At 73.5% G+C, this 15248-nt stretch carries 19 protein-coding genes; 8 read left to right on the forward strand and 11 right to left on the reverse strand.

What is annotated here, in order from left to right; genetic code table 11:
* Positions 1 to 85: 85 nt before the first annotated feature.
* Complete coding sequence (gene fae, locus ACSBPG_RS15565; protein ID WP_435538097.1) at positions 86 to 610, forward strand: formaldehyde-activating enzyme; 525 nt, start codon at positions 86 to 88, stop codon at positions 608 to 610.
* Positions 611 to 795: 185 nt separating this feature from the next.
* Here the strand turns inward: fae and ACSBPG_RS15570 are convergent, their stop codons facing one another.
* The gene (locus ACSBPG_RS15570; protein ID WP_435538098.1) at positions 796 to 1527 is read right to left on the reverse strand and encodes a HisA/HisF-related TIM barrel protein; all 732 of its coding nucleotides are present in this window, start codon (positions 1525 to 1527) and stop codon (positions 796 to 798) included.
* On the opposite strand from ACSBPG_RS15570, the gene ACSBPG_RS15575 reads away from it, so the two are divergent.
* Positions 1526 to 2512 (forward strand): ATP-grasp domain-containing protein, encoded by a 987-nt coding sequence (locus ACSBPG_RS15575; RefSeq protein WP_435538099.1) that lies wholly within the window; start codon positions 1526 to 1528, stop codon positions 2510 to 2512. The two genes, ACSBPG_RS15570 and ACSBPG_RS15575, sit on opposite strands and share 2 nt — an antisense overlap.
* Before the next feature lie 56 nt (positions 2513 to 2568).
* Positions 2569 to 3591 carry a hydantoinase/oxoprolinase family protein gene (locus ACSBPG_RS15580; protein ID WP_435538100.1) on the forward strand — a complete coding sequence of 341 codons (1023 nt, stop codon included), beginning with the start codon at positions 2569 to 2571 and terminating at the stop codon, positions 3589 to 3591.
* Here the strand turns inward: ACSBPG_RS15580 and ACSBPG_RS15585 are convergent.
* Genes ACSBPG_RS15585 through folB form a run of 6 tightly spaced genes read right to left on the reverse strand, consistent with a single transcriptional unit; the run spans position 3492 to position 7801 of the window.
* Positions 3492 to 4250, reverse strand: coding sequence for a (5-formylfuran-3-yl)methyl phosphate synthase (locus ACSBPG_RS15585; RefSeq protein ID WP_435538136.1), 759 nt, complete (start codon positions 4248 to 4250; stop codon positions 3492 to 3494). The genes ACSBPG_RS15580 and ACSBPG_RS15585 overlap by 100 nt on opposite strands.
* Positions 4250 to 4816 carry a DUF447 domain-containing protein gene (locus tag ACSBPG_RS15590; RefSeq protein ID WP_435538101.1) on the reverse strand — a complete coding sequence of 189 codons (567 nt, stop codon included), beginning with the start codon at positions 4814 to 4816 and terminating at the stop codon, positions 4250 to 4252. Before ACSBPG_RS15590 ends, ACSBPG_RS15585 begins: the two co-directional genes overlap by 1 nt.
* A complete protein-coding gene (locus ACSBPG_RS15595; protein WP_435538102.1) occupies positions 4813 to 6222 on the reverse strand; it encodes a DUF6513 domain-containing protein in 1410 nt (469 codons plus the stop codon). The genes ACSBPG_RS15590 and ACSBPG_RS15595 overlap by 4 nt, the downstream gene beginning before the upstream one ends.
* Positions 6198 to 6758 (reverse strand): flavoprotein, encoded by a 561-nt coding sequence (locus ACSBPG_RS15600; protein WP_435538103.1) that lies wholly within the window; start codon positions 6756 to 6758, stop codon positions 6198 to 6200. The genes ACSBPG_RS15595 and ACSBPG_RS15600 overlap by 25 nt, the downstream gene beginning before the upstream one ends.
* Positions 6752 to 7417 (reverse strand): aspartate/glutamate/uridylate kinase, encoded by a 666-nt coding sequence (locus ACSBPG_RS15605; RefSeq protein WP_435538104.1) that lies wholly within the window; start codon positions 7415 to 7417, stop codon positions 6752 to 6754. The genes ACSBPG_RS15600 and ACSBPG_RS15605 overlap by 7 nt, the downstream gene beginning before the upstream one ends.
* Positions 7418 to 7432: 15 nt before the next feature.
* Positions 7433 to 7801: a dihydroneopterin aldolase gene (gene folB, locus ACSBPG_RS15610; RefSeq protein WP_435538105.1), complete on the reverse strand. Its 369-nt coding sequence runs from the start codon at positions 7799 to 7801 to the stop codon at positions 7433 to 7435.
* A gap of 206 nt (positions 7802 to 8007) precedes the next feature.
* Between folB and ACSBPG_RS15615 the strand changes: the two genes are divergently transcribed.
* The 3 genes from ACSBPG_RS15615 (at position 8008) to pqqA (ending at position 9342) form a co-directional block, all read left to right on the forward strand.
* Positions 8008 to 8715, forward strand: a complete 708-nt coding sequence (locus ACSBPG_RS15615) for a hypothetical protein (RefSeq protein ID WP_435538106.1) — start codon at positions 8008 to 8010, stop codon at positions 8713 to 8715.
* A complete protein-coding gene (locus ACSBPG_RS15620) occupies positions 8712 to 9059 on the forward strand; it encodes a hypothetical protein (protein WP_435538107.1) in 348 nt (115 codons plus the stop codon). The genes ACSBPG_RS15615 and ACSBPG_RS15620 overlap by 4 nt, the downstream gene beginning before the upstream one ends.
* Before the next feature lie 202 nt (positions 9060 to 9261).
* Complete coding sequence (gene pqqA / locus ACSBPG_RS15625) at positions 9262 to 9342, forward strand: pyrroloquinoline quinone precursor peptide PqqA (protein ID WP_435538137.1); 81 nt, start codon at positions 9262 to 9264, stop codon at positions 9340 to 9342.
* 136 nt (positions 9343 to 9478) lie between these two features.
* Here pqqA and ACSBPG_RS15630 read toward each other — a convergent pair whose 3' ends face one another.
* Complete coding sequence (locus tag ACSBPG_RS15630) at positions 9479 to 10006, reverse strand: DUF1499 domain-containing protein (protein ID WP_435538108.1); 528 nt, start codon at positions 10004 to 10006, stop codon at positions 9479 to 9481.
* A 102-nt stretch (positions 10007 to 10108) separates the two neighbouring features.
* Between ACSBPG_RS15630 and ACSBPG_RS15635 the strand changes: the two genes are divergently transcribed.
* Entirely contained in the window at positions 10109 to 10555 is a 447-nt protein-coding gene (locus ACSBPG_RS15635; RefSeq protein ID WP_435538109.1) for a VOC family protein, read from the forward strand.
* A gap of 15 nt (positions 10556 to 10570) precedes the next feature.
* Here the strand turns inward: ACSBPG_RS15635 and bla are convergent, their stop codons facing one another.
* Entirely contained in the window at positions 10571 to 11473 is a 903-nt protein-coding gene (gene bla, locus ACSBPG_RS15640) for a class A beta-lactamase (protein WP_435538110.1), read from the reverse strand.
* Between the two features lie 161 nt (positions 11474 to 11634).
* On the opposite strand from bla, the gene ACSBPG_RS15645 reads away from it, so the two are divergent.
* Positions 11635 to 12507, forward strand: a complete 873-nt coding sequence (locus ACSBPG_RS15645) for a LysR family transcriptional regulator (RefSeq protein ID WP_435538111.1) — start codon at positions 11635 to 11637, stop codon at positions 12505 to 12507.
* 21 nt (positions 12508 to 12528) lie between these two features.
* Here ACSBPG_RS15645 and boxA read toward each other — a convergent pair whose 3' ends face one another.
* Positions 12529 to 13743 (reverse strand): benzoyl-CoA 2,3-epoxidase subunit BoxA, encoded by a 1215-nt coding sequence (gene boxA, locus ACSBPG_RS15650; RefSeq protein ID WP_435538112.1) that lies wholly within the window; start codon positions 13741 to 13743, stop codon positions 12529 to 12531.
* Between the two features lie 79 nt (positions 13744 to 13822).
* Complete coding sequence (gene boxB / locus ACSBPG_RS15655; protein WP_435538113.1) at positions 13823 to 15244, reverse strand: benzoyl-CoA 2,3-epoxidase subunit BoxB; 1422 nt, start codon at positions 15242 to 15244, stop codon at positions 13823 to 13825.
* Positions 15245 to 15248: the final 4 nt, after the last annotated feature.

The raw sequence follows: 15248 nt of genomic DNA on the forward strand, positions 1-15248 counted from the left end.
CCGTCAGCGGTGCCCCGCCGGGTGCGCCCGGCGTCCACGGGTGCCACCGGGTGGCGAGCCCCAACGCGAACACGGGAGGACTTCTATGGCAAAGATCGCCAAGATGGTGATTGGCGAGGCCCTGGTCGGCGACGGCAACGAGGTCGCGCACATCGACCTGATCATCGGCCCGCGCGGCAGCGCCGCCGAAACCGCCTTCGCCACCAGCCTGACCAACAACAAGGACGGTTTCACCGCGCTGCTCGCCGTCATCGGGCCCAACCTGATGTGCAAGCCGGCGACGGTCATGTTCAACAAGGTGACGATCAAGGACGCCCGCCAGGCCGTCCAGATGTTCGGGCCGGCCCAGCGCGGCGTCGCCATGGCGGTGGCCGATTCCGTGAAGGAAGGCGTGATCCCGGTGCACGAGGCCGACGACCTCTTCATCTGCGTCGGCGTCTTCATCCACTGGGAGGCGGCCGACGACGCCAAGATCCAGAAGTACAACTACGAGGCCACCAAGATGGCGATCCAGCGCGCCGTCGACGGCGAGCCGACCGCCCAGGCCATGCTCGACACCATGGGCTCGGTCTCCCATCCCTTCGCCGCGGCGGAGCCCGAGCCGGCTTGAAAGTCCCGCGGCGTGTCCGAGGCGCAGGAAATCAGCAAGAGTCCGTCCAAGGAAAGCCTCGGGATGCGTTTGCTCAACTACGTTCTCGGCCGGCACCCCGCGTCCGGCCATTAAGCTCCGGCGGTGCCGGGGGTCAGGGTGCGAATCCTCCGCTCGGCCGGCGCAAGCCGGCCGTTTTTTTGCCTCTAGCCCCCCGCTCCTCCGGACGCGGACCGACGCACGGCGGCGAGGTCCGCGGCGGCGATCCGGCCGTCGTGCAGGGCGCTGGCGAGCAGCACCCCGGCGGCCCCGGCGGCGGCGAGGCGGGCGAGGTCGGCCGGCGAGCGCACGCCGCCGGCGGCGTAGACCCGCCGTTCCCCGGCGCGGGCGCGCACCAGGGCGAGCCGGTCGAGGTCCGGGCCGGCGTCGCTGCCGACGCGGGCCAGGGTCATGGCGATCACCCGCGACGGCCATGCCGCGGCGGCGGTCTCCAGTTCCGGCGGCCCGACGAAGGAGTCGCCGCGGTGGTCGAGGGAGAGGGCCAGGCGGTCGTCGGCCACCGCCGCGCGGATCGCCGCGAGGTCGGCGGCGGCGGCCAGCGTTTCGCTGCCGACGACGACGGTGCCGGCGCCCTGGTCGAGCAGAACCAGCGCCCGCGCCGGCGTCGCCGCCGCGCCGTCGACCCAGAGGTCGAGACCGGGAAAGCGCCGGGCCAGCCGGGTGAGGACGGCGCCGTGGTCGCCGCGGCCCTGGATGGCGTCGAGGTCGGCGACGTAGAGGCTGGCGAAGGGGTGCAGCGCCAGGAGGGCGGCCACCACCGTCTCCGGATCGCTGCCCCGGCACAGGGACGAGCGGATCGGTAGGTAGCGGTCGCGGTCGCCGCGGCGGGCGTGCACGACGGCTCCCCCGAGGAGATCGATGACGGGAACGAGGTCCATGACGCGGCGGATCCTGGTGTGCGAGTACGTGACCGGCGGCGGCCTCGGCGGCCGCGTCGCCGAAGGGCCCTTCGCCGCCCTGCGGCACGAGGGCGAGCGCATGGCGTGCGCGCTGGCGAACGATCTCATGGGCGTCGCGGGCGTGCAAGCGACGGTGGCGCGCGACCGCGCGCTGCCGCCGCCCGACGCCCCGGCGCGGGTCCATTGGGTGGACGGCGCCGACCCGTGGCCGGCCTGGGCGGCGGCGATCGCCGCCCACGACGCGGTGTGGCCGATCGCGCCGGAGAGCGACGGCCTGCTGGAGCGCCTGTCGCGGCTCGTCCTGGCCGAGCGGCGCACGCTGCTGGGCAGCGCGCCGGACGCGGTGGCGCACACCGCCGGCAAGCGCGCCACCGCCGAGCGGCTGGCCGCCGCCGGGGTGCCCGCGGTGCCGGCCCACCCGCCCTGGGCCGAGCCGCCGTCCGCCCACGGCTGGATCGTCAAGCCCGACGACGGCGCCGGCGCCGAGGGCGTGCGCCACCTGCGCGACGCGGCGGCCCTGGCGGCGTGGCGCGCCGCCGACCCCCATCCCGGGTACGTCGTCCAGCCCTTCGTGCCGGGCGTGCCGGCCAGCCTGTCGCTGCTGTGCCGCGACGGCCGCGCCTGGCTGCTGGCGGTCAACCGCCAGCTCATCGACGAGGAGGCCGACGGCGCCCTCGGCTACCGCGGCAGCGTCGTCGGCGCCCTCAACCACCGCGCCGCCGAGGTCGCCCCGCTGGCGCAGGCGGTGGCGGCGGCCTTCCCCGGCCTGTGGGGCCACGTCGGCGTCGACCTGATCCTCGCCGACGGCGGCCCGGTGGTGGTGGAGGTGAACCCGCGGCTCACCACCTCCTACGTCGGCCTGCACGAGGCGCTCGCCCGCAACCCCGCCGCCCTGGCGCTCGCCGACGCCCCGCCCGACCTGCCGCTTCCGGCCGCGGGCCGGGCGGTCGAGGTGCGGGTGTGAGATCCTTCCCTCCCCCGGCGCCGCCGGGGGAGGGCATCGAGGCAACAGGAGACCCCATGACGCCCATCATCGGCTGGGACCTCGGCGGCGCCCATCTCAAGGCCGCCTGGATCGACGGCGACGGCCGGCTCGGCGCGGTGCGGCAGGTGCCGTGCCGGCTGTGGGAGGGGCTGGACCAGCTGGACGCCGCCTTCGACGCGATCCTGGCGGCGTTCCCCGCGGCGCCGCGCCACGCCGTGACGATGACCGGCGAGCTGGTCGACCTGTTTCCCAGCCGGGCCGCCGGGGTCGCCGCGCTGGTCGGCGCCACCGCCGCCCGGCTGCCCGGCGAGGCGCGCTTCTGGGCCGGAACCGCCGGCTTCCTGAGCGCCGGGGCCGCCGCGGCCGCGGTGCCGGAGGTCGCCTCGGCCAACTGGCTGGCGACGGCGGCGGTGGTCGCCCGCCGCCTCCCCGCCGCCCTGGTGGCCGACGTCGGCAGCACCACCACCGACCTCGTGCCGGTGGCCGGCGGCCGGGTCGCCGCCGCCGGGCGCAGCGACCGCGAACGCCTGCTCGCCGGCGAACTGGTCTACACCGGCCTGACCCGCACGCCGGTGATGGCGGTGGCCGACGCCCTGCCCTGGCGCGGCGCCCGCGTGCCGGTGATGGCCGAGCACTTCGCCACCATGGCCGACGCCCAGCGCGTGCTCGGCCGGCTGGACGAGGAGGCCGACCAGCACCCGGCGGCCGACGGCGGGCCCAAGACCGCCGAGGCCAGCGCCCGGCGTCTCGGCCGCTGCATCGGCGTCGACCTCGACGAGGGCGACGGCGCCGCTTGGCGCCGCCTCGCCGCCGCGCTGGTGGAGCGGCAGATGGCCGGGATCGTCGAGGCCGCCCACCTCGTGCTCTCCACCGTGCCGACCGGCGACGACGCGCCGGTGGTCGGCGCCGGCGTCGGCCGGGCGCTCGCCGCCGAGCTCGCCCGCCGCCTCGGGCGGCCCTACGTCGACGTCGCCGCCGTGCTGGGCGCCGACGGCGGCCACGCCGACCGGGCGGCGTGCTGCGCCCCGGCCGTGGCGGTGGCGCGGCTGCTCGCCTGAACGGCGCGCCGCACCGCCGCCAGGCGCGCCGGGTCGAGCGCTCCGGCGCGGCCGTCGCCGCACAGCGCGCCGCGGAAGCCGAGATAGTCGGGCCCGGCCGCCGCCAGCCCGGCGACGTCGCCGACCCGCAGCGATCCCGCCAGCCCGGCCATCAGCCCCAGCCCGCGCGCCCGCGCCACGAAGCCGGCCAGCGCCGCCGCGTCGAGATGGCGGGTCAGCGGCCCCGACTCCTTGCCGGCGGTGTCGAGCATGGCGCCGGCGAAGCCGGCCGCCGCCAGCCGCTCGAGCACGCCGAAGTCGGGCACGCGGTCGGCGAACAGCACCGCCACCAGCCGCAGCCCGGCGGCCGCGCGTGGCGCCAGCGCCCGCAGGCAGCCGTCGGAATCGCCGGGAAACAGGCCGATCTTGACGATGTCGACGCCGGTCGCGGCGGTCGCCGTCACCGCCGCCAGCACCGGACCGGGGCGCAGCGGCACGTCGCCGATGGTGGCGCTGACCGGCCGCCCGCCGGCGACCGCGGCGACGCAGGCGCGCAGGGTCGCCGCCGGCAGCGCGCCGAGGGCGCCCGCGGCGGGGTTCTTGAGGTCGACGAGATCGGCGCCGCCGGCCACCGCCAGCGCCGCCTCCGCCGGGTCCTTGACGCTGGCCAGCAGCCGCATCACGCCGCCTTCCCCGCCCGCCAGGCGGCGATGTGGTCGACCAGCCACTGCCAGGCCTCCCGCTCCTCGGGATCGGCGGTCTTATCGACGGCGACGGCGAGATGCTCCATCTCCGCGTCGATGCGGGCGGCGGGCAGCAGGTGCAGGCGCGACACCAGCACGGCGCCCTCGATCACCGCCGCCTTGGCGCGGTTGAGGCCGCGGAACGGCGCGTGCGTCTCCTCGTGGACGATGCGCAGGGAGAAGCGCGGCCGCACGGGGTCGTCCTCGACCGCCGCCACCTCGGCCTCGGCGTGGGCCAGCGCGCCCTCGAGCACGCCGCCGGCGACCCGCGCCGCCGGCCGCGTCGGCCAGCTCTTGCGCCCGCACACGCAGCCGGCGAAGACACGGACGTCGTCGGTGTAGTTCAGCACCGCCTGGCGCCGCTGCATCAGGTTGTCGAGCGTGCGCGAGGGCCGGAACGGCGCCAGCACCGGCGCAGCACCGGGCGCCGCGATCAGCCCCATGGGCGCCGCGTGCGGGCTGCCGTCGGGGTCGAGGGTGACGACGACGATCTCGCGGATCATGAGGCGGCCTCCGGTTCCTCTGCCTCTCCCGTTTCGCGAGAGGCCCTCTCCCGGGGCGGGAGGGGAACGTCGGCCCGCCCGGTCCCGGCCACGCCCCAGGAGAGCTCGCGGTCCTGGGCGTAGCGCTTGCCGAGCTGGGCGGCGATCTGCGCGCGCGCCATCTCGACGCCGAGATAGAAGGCGTGCGCCGGGTCGTCGACGGCGATGCGGCGCCACAGCTCGAACGGATCGCCGGCGACGTGGTGGCCGTCGCGGTTGTAGACGTGGACGCCGTCCTCGGCCGCCTCGATGCGGAAGTTGGGGTCGCGCACCCCGGCGGCGGTCTCGGCGATCTCGGCCGGCGTGCTGGCGAAAGGGCGGCGGTCGCGCAGGCAGAGCAGCGCCGGGTCCATGCGCGCCGGCGGCACCCCGGCGGCCACCGCCGCGCGCATCAGCCGCCGCGCCGCCGCCGTCTCGCGCACGGCGTGGCGGCAGTGCGGGCTGACCTGCACCACCAGGACGGCGCCGATCGCCAGTTCCTCCACCATCGCCATCAGCAGCGCGCTGAGGCCGGTGGTGTCGGCGTCGGTCAGCTCGGTGACGTTGCCCACCCCCATCAGCATCGGCGCCTCCGGCAGGCGGCGGCGGAAGGCGTGGTAGCGCACCACCGACTCCGTGAAGCCGCTGCCCACGGGGTCGAGGATCGGGTCGGCGTAGAACGGCCGCCCGGCGTCCAGCAGCCGGCGCGCCGCCCGCTCCAGGGAGTCGAGGTCGCCGGGCCGCGCCGGGATCAGCACCGGCACCGCCGCCGTCTCCCAGGCGAGGTCGAGGGTCTCCTCGGTCAGGCTCAGCAGGAACTCCGCCCCCGCCGCCGCACCCCGGCGCAGCTCGGCGACGTCGCCGGAATCGACGCTGACCCGGTGGCCGGCGGCGGCCAGCGCCGCCACCGCCTCCTCCAGGTGGGGGAACGGGGTGCCGGGCAGGCCGCCGAGGTCGACCACGTCGGCGCCCTCGGCCCGCAGCGCCGCCGCGCGCTCCAGGATGGCCGCGACCGACAGGGTCGGCGCCTCGACGATCTCGGCGAAGATCAGCGCCGCCGGGCCCGCCGGCTCCTCGGCCAGGGCGACGCGGGCGCGGCCGAAATGGTCGGGCAGGTCGATCAGCTCGTCCGGGCCCCGCTCGAACGGCACGCCGAAGGCGTCGGCCAGCGGCGCCAGGTCGCCGCGGCAGCGCCCCGGCAGCATCACCCGGGTGGCGCCGCCGAGGTCGCCCAGGCGCCGGCGCACGAGGTCGGCGGTCATCAGGCCGGCGACCTGCACGCCGATGTCGCGCACCTCCCAGGCGAAGGGCGGCGCCATGGCGTCCAGCACCTGGCGCAGCCGCCGCTCGGCGAGGTGGCCGGTCAGGAAGAGGATGCGCTCTGGCATTCCGCCCGCTCCCGCAGCGCCGCGGCGAGACCGGCGACGCTGTCGACGACGGTCGTCGCCTCGAAGCCGCGCAGCCGCTCGACGTTCTCCAGGTCGATGCGCCGGGGATAGACCTTCACCATGCCGTCGGGCGCCTCGGTGTCCATCTCCGGCGCGGTGTCGCAGGCGAAGACGATGGTCGGCACGCGGCACTTGCCGGCCTGGGCCAGAACGTTGGTGACGAGCGTGTCGGAAATCCCCCACACCGCCTTGGCGATGGTGTTGGACGTCGCCGGCGCCACCACGAGCGTGTGGTAGTGGCCGCGGTAGAAGCGCCCCACCGGCACGGCGCTGGCGGTGCGGTCGCGGAACACCCGCGTGTTCTCCGGCCAGCGCACGCCGCCGCGCCGGTACATGCGCACCACCTCGTCGGCGGCGGCGCTGACGAACAGGTCGAAGTCGGGCAGGCCGTCCATCAGCTCCAGGCACTCGGTCAGGAAGTGCCCGGAGCCGGTGACCGCCCAGGCGAGGCGCGGGTAGAGCCGGGTCGTCAGCATGCCACCTCCCACACCCCGGCGGATGCCGTGGCGAGTTGCCCGGGCAGGCCACCCTGCCCGGCCAGCGCCGCCGCCAGAACCCGCGGATCGCCGGGTCCGAGGCAGGCGACGGCGCAGCCGGGCGGCGCGAAGCGGGAGAAGGCCGGGTCGACCAGCCCCTGCTCCATCACCGTCTCCAGCGGCGTGCCGTCGGCCGGCCGCGGCGCCGACTTTACCAGCACCAGCGCCTCGGCGTCGAGGCGCCCGGCCAGCCAGGCGGCGAGGCTGTCGGAGGTGACCTCCCAACGGTGCGGGATCTCGGCGGCGGCGAGCGCCAGCGCGCTCGGCGCCCACACCGGCACCAACCCGTCGCGACGCGCCCGCACCATGTCGTCGGGCGTCGCCGCCGGAACGAATCCCGGCGCCAGGGCGCACAGGGCCGCCCCGTACTGCTCCATCGCCAACAGGGCCATGCGGTGGGCGGTGGAATCGTCGAAGCCCAGCGCCGCCTGGGCGGCGCGGACCGCATCGGCGAAGGGGCCGCCGCCGGGAACCACCACGGCACGGCGGCGGCCGGCCTCCACCGCCCGCAGCCAGTCGCGCAGGGTGTGCGGCCCCGCCGCCAGGCTGCCGCCGATCTTGACCACCCAGGGGCGGGGGGCCGCCTGCGCTCGCACCATGGCGCCGCTCCGCCCTCAGGTCTCGGCCTGGGAGCGCTCGATCTCCACGCCGACGCCGTCGGTCTCCGCGAACACGTCGAGCTTCTCCACCGACAGCCGCACGCTCTCCACCCGGCCGTCGGCCAGGCAGATGTCGGCGATGGAGTCGGCCAGCGTCTCCACCAGGTTGATGTGGCCGCCGGCGACCAGCGCCTTGATGCTCTGGATCGTCGCGTCGTAGGAGACGACGTTGGCGATGTCGTCGTCCACCGGCGTCACGCTCTGCCGCACCGTCATCTCGAGATTGATGCGCACCCGCTGCGGCTTCGTCTTCTCGTGCGCATAGACGCCGATGCTGCACATCAACACCAGGTCCTTGACGCGAATTCGATAAGTCTTCGCCATGGGCTTCCTGCCGTTTCGCGGGGCGAGCCCGGCCGCGAGAGCCTGCGGCATGTTCATCGTCTCTAGTCCCTGTGCAGTGCAGTATTAACGATGCTACAGAACTTCTTGTCGTGGTCCAATTGGACGAAAGTCTATGATCCGCGCACGCACCGGCGGCAGGTACACTCGGGGGAACTGACAAGAAGGAACGAGGGAGGACGACCGGCATGACCGTGTGGCTCAGGACGGGATTGGCGGCAGCATTGGCCGCCGTTCTGCTGGCGGCGCCGGTGGCGGTGCCCGTGGCCGCGTTCGAGCTGACGCGCGCCCAGGCGCTGCTGTTCGACACCAACCATCTGCGCGACCTGAACGACGGGACGACGCTGCGCTACCGCTTCGACAAGGCGGGGACGATGGAGCCCGGCTTCACCGACACGGTGGAGATGACGGTGACCGCGGTCGCCGCCGACGGGCGCAAGGACCTCAGCTTCCACTTCCTCACCGGCGACCGCGCGATCGCCTTCGAGCCGATGGCGAAGTTCAACGGCAACCCGCTCATCATGCTGTTCCTGGAACGCGACGCGCGGGAGATGAAGCGGTTGACCGGCGGTTCGGAACTCTACTTCCGCAACCGCCTGCGCAACGCCTTCGCGGCGTCGACGGCGGAGGTGACGGCCACCACCGTCTCCTGGAAGGGCCGCGAGGTGCCGGCCACCGAGGTGGTGGTGCACCCCTACGTCGCGGTCGAGCTGATCGAGCGGTTTCCCGCCTTCGAGCACAAGGAGTACCGTTTCGTGCTGTCGGAGGCGGTCCCCGGCTCCCTGTACGCCGTCCGGACCGTGACGCCGGGCCCCGACGGCCCGGTGCTGGACGAAACGATGACCCTGACCGCCCCCGTCCAGGAGGCGCACAGCCACACGGAGGCCCGCCCGTGACCCATCCCTTCTCCACCCCGGCCCTGCTGCTGGTGGCCGGGTTGGCCGCGCCGGCCGCTCCCGCGGCGGCCAACGACTACCCGACCGCGGCGCGCGCCGAATACGTCTTCACCTGCATGGCCGCCAACGGGCAGACGGCGGAGATGCTGCAGAAATGCTCCTGCAGCATCGACGCCATCGCCGAGCGCATGCCCTACGAACAGTACGAGCGCGCGGAGACCGTGATGACCATGCAGCAGGTCACCGGCGCGCGCGCCGGCTTCTTCCGCGAGGCGGCCTGGGCCAAGCAGCTGATCGCCGACTTCGAGCGTGCCCAGGCGGACGCCAATCTGAAATGTTTCTAAGCTGGCGCCTCCTGGCGCCGTCCGCCGCAAGGGCTTGACCTGCAAGGCGAAACCGTAGAACGGTTCCAAACTTTGCACTAAAGTGGCATGGAACAAGGCGACCGCCTGGGTTTTACTGTTCCGGATCGGGCTCGTCACGGCGTGGCCGGGGTCCCGATCGCCACACAGCCCGGCCGTGCCTCAACGGATAGGGAGTCGAAACATGAAGAGCTGGCGCAAGCCCAAGATCGTCGAGATCAGCGTGGGCAACGAGATCAACGCGTACGCCTGCGCCGACCTGTGACCCCTGACGGGGACCTAGGGGGCGGTTCCGCCCGTTCGCCCGGCCGATCGGGGCGGGCGGGCGGGCCGCTTTGCACCATCGCCGCGCCGCGCCGCCGCCCCATCCCTCCCCGTCCAATCCCTCCCGACCGCATCCCTCAGGGAGCGCGGCCGAGTTCGTCCGCCAGCGTCGCCAGCCAACCGTCCACCCGCCGGCGGTTGGTCCCGAAGTCGCCGCGACCGTAGAGCGAGCGGCTGTAGACGGCGACCGTCGAGCGGCCGCCCTCCAGCGGCACGGGGCGGATGGTCACCACGTCGGGGAAGCGCAGCCACGGCGTGCGCACCTCCGCTTCCAGCGTGCCGTCGGCCCGTTCCGGCGACCCGCGGTCGAGCCAGCGGGCGCCGGACCGCTCCAGCAACCGCATCCAGGCGGCCCGCTGCACCGGCGCGGGCGCCGCGAACACCGGGCTGGCGGCGGCGCCCCCCCGGCACAGCCCGGGCGGGCAGACGAGATGATGGGTGGGATCGTCCGGCGGCACCAGGGTGGCGAAGTCCACCGGGTCCACGGCCGGCCGGCCGAACAGCGTCTCCCACACCTGGTCCCGCCCCACCGCCATGGCCAGTCCGGCGTAGGCGAGCGGCGGCACCGCGAGCGCGGCGAGGATGAGGGCATAGGGCTTCTTCACGATCACTCCCCCGGGGGCGGTTGAAGGCAGCAACATGGTGAGCGACAGCCGGCGGGAAAGCTGCTGCATTGGCGTCGGCGTTTCGACGACGGGAGACAAGGCGTGGCGATCCACGAGGTCTACATCTATCTCCGCGCCCGCGGGGCCGACGCGGCGATCGCGTTCTACGCGCAGGTGTTCGGCGCCACCGAACGCTACCGCCTGGTGGAACCGAGCGGCCGCATCGGCCATGCCGAACTGGAGATCGGTCCGGCCGTCCTGATGATCTCCGACGAGTTTCCCGAATACGGCATCCATGCCCCGGCCGGCGGGTGCGACGCCGGGGCCGCCATCCACCTGCACGTCGACGACGCCGACGCGCTGATCCGCCGGGCGGTCGAGGCCGGCGCCACCCTGGTGCAGGCGCCGCAGGACCATTTCTACGGCGAGCGCAGCGGCAAGGTGCGCGATCCCTTCGGGCACCTGTGGATGATCGGCCACAGCATCGAGGCGGTGACGCCGGAGGAGATGCAGCGCCGCTACACGGCGCTGCTGACCGAGGCGCCCTGAGCCCGAACACCCGGTTCAGGCGTCCAGCGCGGCCGTCAGGGACCGCGCGATGCCGGCGATGGCACGGTTGCGGTCGTCGAAGGAGGCCCCCGTCTGCGTGATGTAGACGGTGACCACCAGCGGCGGCCGGCCGGTCGGCCAGATCACCGCCACGTCGTTGGACGTGCCGCGGTCGCCGCTGCCGGTCTTGTCGCCGATGCGCCATCCCGCGGGCAGGCCGGCGCGCAGCCGCGCGTCGCCCGTCTTGTTGGCCAGCATCCACGCCGTGAGCCGGTCGCGCGACTCCCGGGACAGACGGTCGCCGAGGACGAGGGCGCGCAGGTCGGCGGCCATGGCGGCCGGCGTCGTCGTGTCGCGCGGATCGCCCGGCTTGGCCTCATTCAGTTCGGTCTCCAGGCGGTCCAGCCGGGTCATGGTGTCGCCCAGCGAGCGCGCGAAGTCGGTCACCGCCGACGCCCCGCCGAGACCTTTCAGGATCAGGTTGGCGGCGGTGTTGTCGCTGCGGGTCATCGCCGCCTCGCAGAGCGCCGCCAGGGTCATCCCGTCGCCGCCCGCATGGTCCTTGGTCACCGGCGAATAGGTGACGAGATCGGCGGCGGTGAAGCGGACGCGCCGCTCCAGCGTCTCCCGGCCGGCGTCGACCCGCGCCAGCACGGCGCCGCAGGCCAGCACCTTGAAGGTGCTGCACATGGGGAAGCGCTCGTCGGGGCGGCTGGCCCAGCGCCGCCCGCTCCCGGTGTCGTCGACGACCACGCCGAGCCGGGCGCCGAGGCGCCGTTCCGTCTCGGCCAGCGCCCGCGCCAGGGCGTCGCCGGATCCGCCGGCCGCACGGGCCAACCCGGGGCGTGCCAGCAGGCCGCCGGCCACGAGGGTTCCGATCGCCGCGGCGAAGCCGCGGCGCGTCAATGCGCACGTCATGTCGAACTCCGAAGGGATGGGATGAAGGCAGGCCGCCCGGCCGCGGCATGGCGACGTCGTCTTGCAGCCGGGGGTTGTTGACGCGGACCAGGGTAGGGGCTTTTGACCGCACCCGCAAACCACGTTATCTAGGACGAGCCACAAATTGGATTTGGGCATCCATGGTCCGTCCTCACCTGCCGCTCAACGCGCTGCGCGCCTTCGAGGCGTCGGCGCGCCACCTCAGCTTCACCCGCGCGGCGATCGAGCTGTGCGTCACCCAGGCCGCCGTCAGCCATCAGGTCAAGGTGCTGGAGCGGCGGCTGAACGTCACCCTGTTCAAGCGCCTGCCGCGCGGGCTGCTGATCACCGAGGAGGGGGAGGCCCTGCTGCCGGTGCTGCGGGAGTCCTTCGACCGCATGGCGGACATGCTGGAGCGCTTCCAGGGCGGACACGTCCGCCAGGTGCTGACCGTCGGCGCCGTCGGCACCTTCGCCGTGGGCTGGCTGCTGCCGCGGCTCGCCGACTTCCAGGAACGGCATCCGTTCATCGACGTGCGCCTGTCGACCAACAACAACCGGGTCGACATGGCGGCCGAGGGCCTCGACCACGCCATCCGCTTCGGCAGCGGCGCCTGGCACGGCATCGAGGCGGTCCGCCTGTTCGAGGCGCCGCTGACGGTCCTGTGCGTCCCGGCGATCGCCGACACCCTGCGCACGCCCGCCGACCTCCTGAACCAGACGCTGCTGCGCTCCTACCGCGCCGACGAGTGGACCACCTGGTTCGCCGCCGCCGGCGTGCCCGTGCCGGCCCCCCTGCCGAAGGGGATCGTCTTCGATTCGTCCCTGACGATGATGGAGGCCGCCCTGCAGGGCACCGGCGTGGCGCTGTGCCCGCCGCTGATGTTCCCCCGCCTGCTGGCGGCCGGCGAGATCCGGCAGCCCTTCGACGTCAGCACCTCCATGGGCAGCTACTGGCTGACCCGCCTGCAGTCGCGCCAGCCGACGCCGGCCATGGCGGCCTTCCACGACTGGCTCCTGGCGGCGATCGGGTGAAGGTGCCGCGGCGGTCCCCCCTCAATACGTCTCGACGTGGTAGCGCCCTTCCCGGCGCATGGCGGCGCGCAGCGCGGTCCAGTCGAGGCCGTGGCGGCGGCAGACGTCGGCCAGCGCCTCCTCGCAGCCCTGCTCCATGCCCTTGAGGCCGCAGACGTAGACGAAGGTGTCGCCGCTGCCGAGCAGGGAGGCGACGTCGCCGCCGCGCTCGCGGATCTTGTCCTGGACGTACACCTTGGGCTGGTCGGCGAGCCGCGAGAAGGCGAGGTTCACGTCGATCAGCGACGCCGGCAGCTTCATCAGCGGCCCGAAATAGGGCAGCTCGCCCGGCGAGCGGGCGCCGAAGAACAGCATCAGCCGGCCCGGCGCGTCGGGGGCCCGACGCCGGCGCCGCTCGGTGAAGGCGCGGAAGGGCGCCGAACCGGTGCCGGTGCAGATCATGATGATGTTGGCTTCGGGATGGTTCGGCATCAGGAAGGAGTCGCCGAACGGCCCGGTCACCAGCACCTCGTCGCCCTTGCGGGCGTCGCACAGGTAGTTGGACGCCAGCCCCGGCTGCGCCGTGCCGTCGGCGCCGCGGGCGACCACCCGCTTGACGGTGAGCGAGACGTTGTTGTGGTTGGGCCGCTCGCCGTCGCGCGGGCTGGCGACGGAGTAGAGGCGCACGGTGTGGGCGCGGCCCTTGGCGTCGCTGCCGGGCGGGACGATGCCGATGCTCTGGCCCTCCAGCACCGGGAAGGCCTGCTGCCCGAAGTCGAGCACGATGTGGTGGATGTCGGACTCGGTCTCGGGGTCGGTGATGCGGTAGTTGCCCGCCACCTTGGCGACCGCCGGCCGTTCGCGGGTGTAGATGTGGACGTAGGGGTGGGCCGCCGAGAAGGGCGGCGGCACCCGGCCGCCGGTGGCGGCCGTCGCCGTCTCGATGATCGCCGCCACCTCGGCCGGCTCGGCGGAGTCCGCCGGCCCGGCCGCCTCCGCCTCGCCCTCCTCCGACGCCGGCAGGTCGTCCCAGCCGAACTGGTCCTCGATGGACCAGGGCTGCTTCACCAGGATCCAGCTGTCGATCGCCCCGGTCGGGCATGGCGGCACGCAGTGGCCGCAGCCGTTGCAGACGTCGAAGCGGACGACGTAGTTCCGGTCGTCGTGGGTGATCGCGCCGATCGGGCACGTCTCCTCGCAGGTGTTGCAGCGGATGCAGATCGCCGGGTCGATCAGGTGTTGACGACGAAGCTCCATGTCCTCTGTTCCATTGTCCTTGGCGGCGGCCGCGGCGTGGCGGCCCGGCCGGGGAAGGGTCCGGCCGGGTCCGTCGGGCTCAGGCGAAGCGGACGTACTCGAAGTCGATGGGCTGGTTGTTGATGCCGCGCGCCGGCGGGGCGATCCAGTTGGCGAACTTGCCCGGCTCGGTCACCGGCGCCGCCATCAGCGAGTTGACGTAGGCCTGGTCGTCGTCGGTGGGCAGCCAGCGGTGCGCCTGCCGTTCCCAGTCGTCGCGCGGCAGGATGCGCCCGTCGGGCGTCACCGAGAGGTGATTGAAGTGGCCGATGGCGCGGTGGAAGGCGACGTGCGGCAGCGTGAGCCGGAAGTCGATGCCGTGCTTCTGGATGACCCGGTTCCAGCGCTCGACGCCCCTGGCGACGTCGGCGATCCAGTCCTGGCGCAGGCGGTCGTTGAGGGCGTTGAGGGCGGGCACGTCCACCGTCTTGAAGGCGCCGTCGACGTGGTGCACGACGCCGTAGGCGGTCTCGTCGAGCTGGTGGTCGTCGGCGATCTTGGTCTCCTCGAAGCGGCCCTTGAGCCCGGCGTGATAGAAGTTGGCGGCGTTGGTCGAGACCTCCGAGCCGTACAGGTCGGACGTCACGGAAAAGTGGAAGTTCAGGTACTTCTGGATGGTCGGCAGGTCGATGACGCCGTACTGGCGGACGTCCTCGGTCTTGTGCTCGCGCATGACCTGGCAGGTGCGCTCGACGATGCGGGAGATGCCGCTCTCGCCGACGAACAGGTGGTGCGCCTCCTCGGTCAGCATGAAGCGGCAGGTGCGGGCCAGCGGGTCGAAGCTGCTCTCGGCCAGCGATGCCAGCTGGAACTTGCCGTCGCGGTCGGTGAAGAAGGTGAACATGAAGAAGGACAGCCAGTTCGGCGTCTTCTCGTTGAAGGCGCCGAGGATGCGCGGCTTGTCCTCGTCGCCCGAGCGCCGGGCCAGCAGCTCCTCCGCCTCCTCGCGGCCGTCGCGGCCGAAATAGGCGTGCAGCAGGTAGACCATGGCCCAGAGGTGGCGGCCCTCCTCGACGTTGACCTGGAACAGGTTGCGCAGGTCGTAGAGCGACGGGCAGGTGGCGCCGAGGTGGCGCTGCTGCTCGACCGACGCCGGCTCGGTGTCGCCCTGGATGGCGATGAGGCGGCGCAGGGGCGCGCGGTACTCGCCCGGCACCTCGTTCCACACCGGCTCGCCCCGGTGGGCGCCGAAGGCGATCCTGCGGTCCTGCTCGGGCGGGGCGAGGAAGATGCCCCAGCGGTAGTCCGGCATCTTGACGTGGCCGAACTGGGCCCAGCCGTCGGGGGCGGCGGAGATGGCGGTGCGCAGGTAGACGTCGTAGTCGAGCGAGCCCTCGGGGCCCATCTCGCGCCACCAGTCGATGTAGTGCGGCTGCCAGCTCTCCAGCGCGCGCTGCAACTTGCGGTCGTCCGAGAGGTGGACGTTGTTGGGGATCTTGTCGGCGTAATTGATGGTCGACATGGAT

It is taken from the genome of Azospirillum sp. ST 5-10 (genome assembly GCF_051225715.1).
Taxonomy (GTDB): Bacteria; Pseudomonadota; Alphaproteobacteria; order Azospirillales; family Azospirillaceae; genus Azospirillum.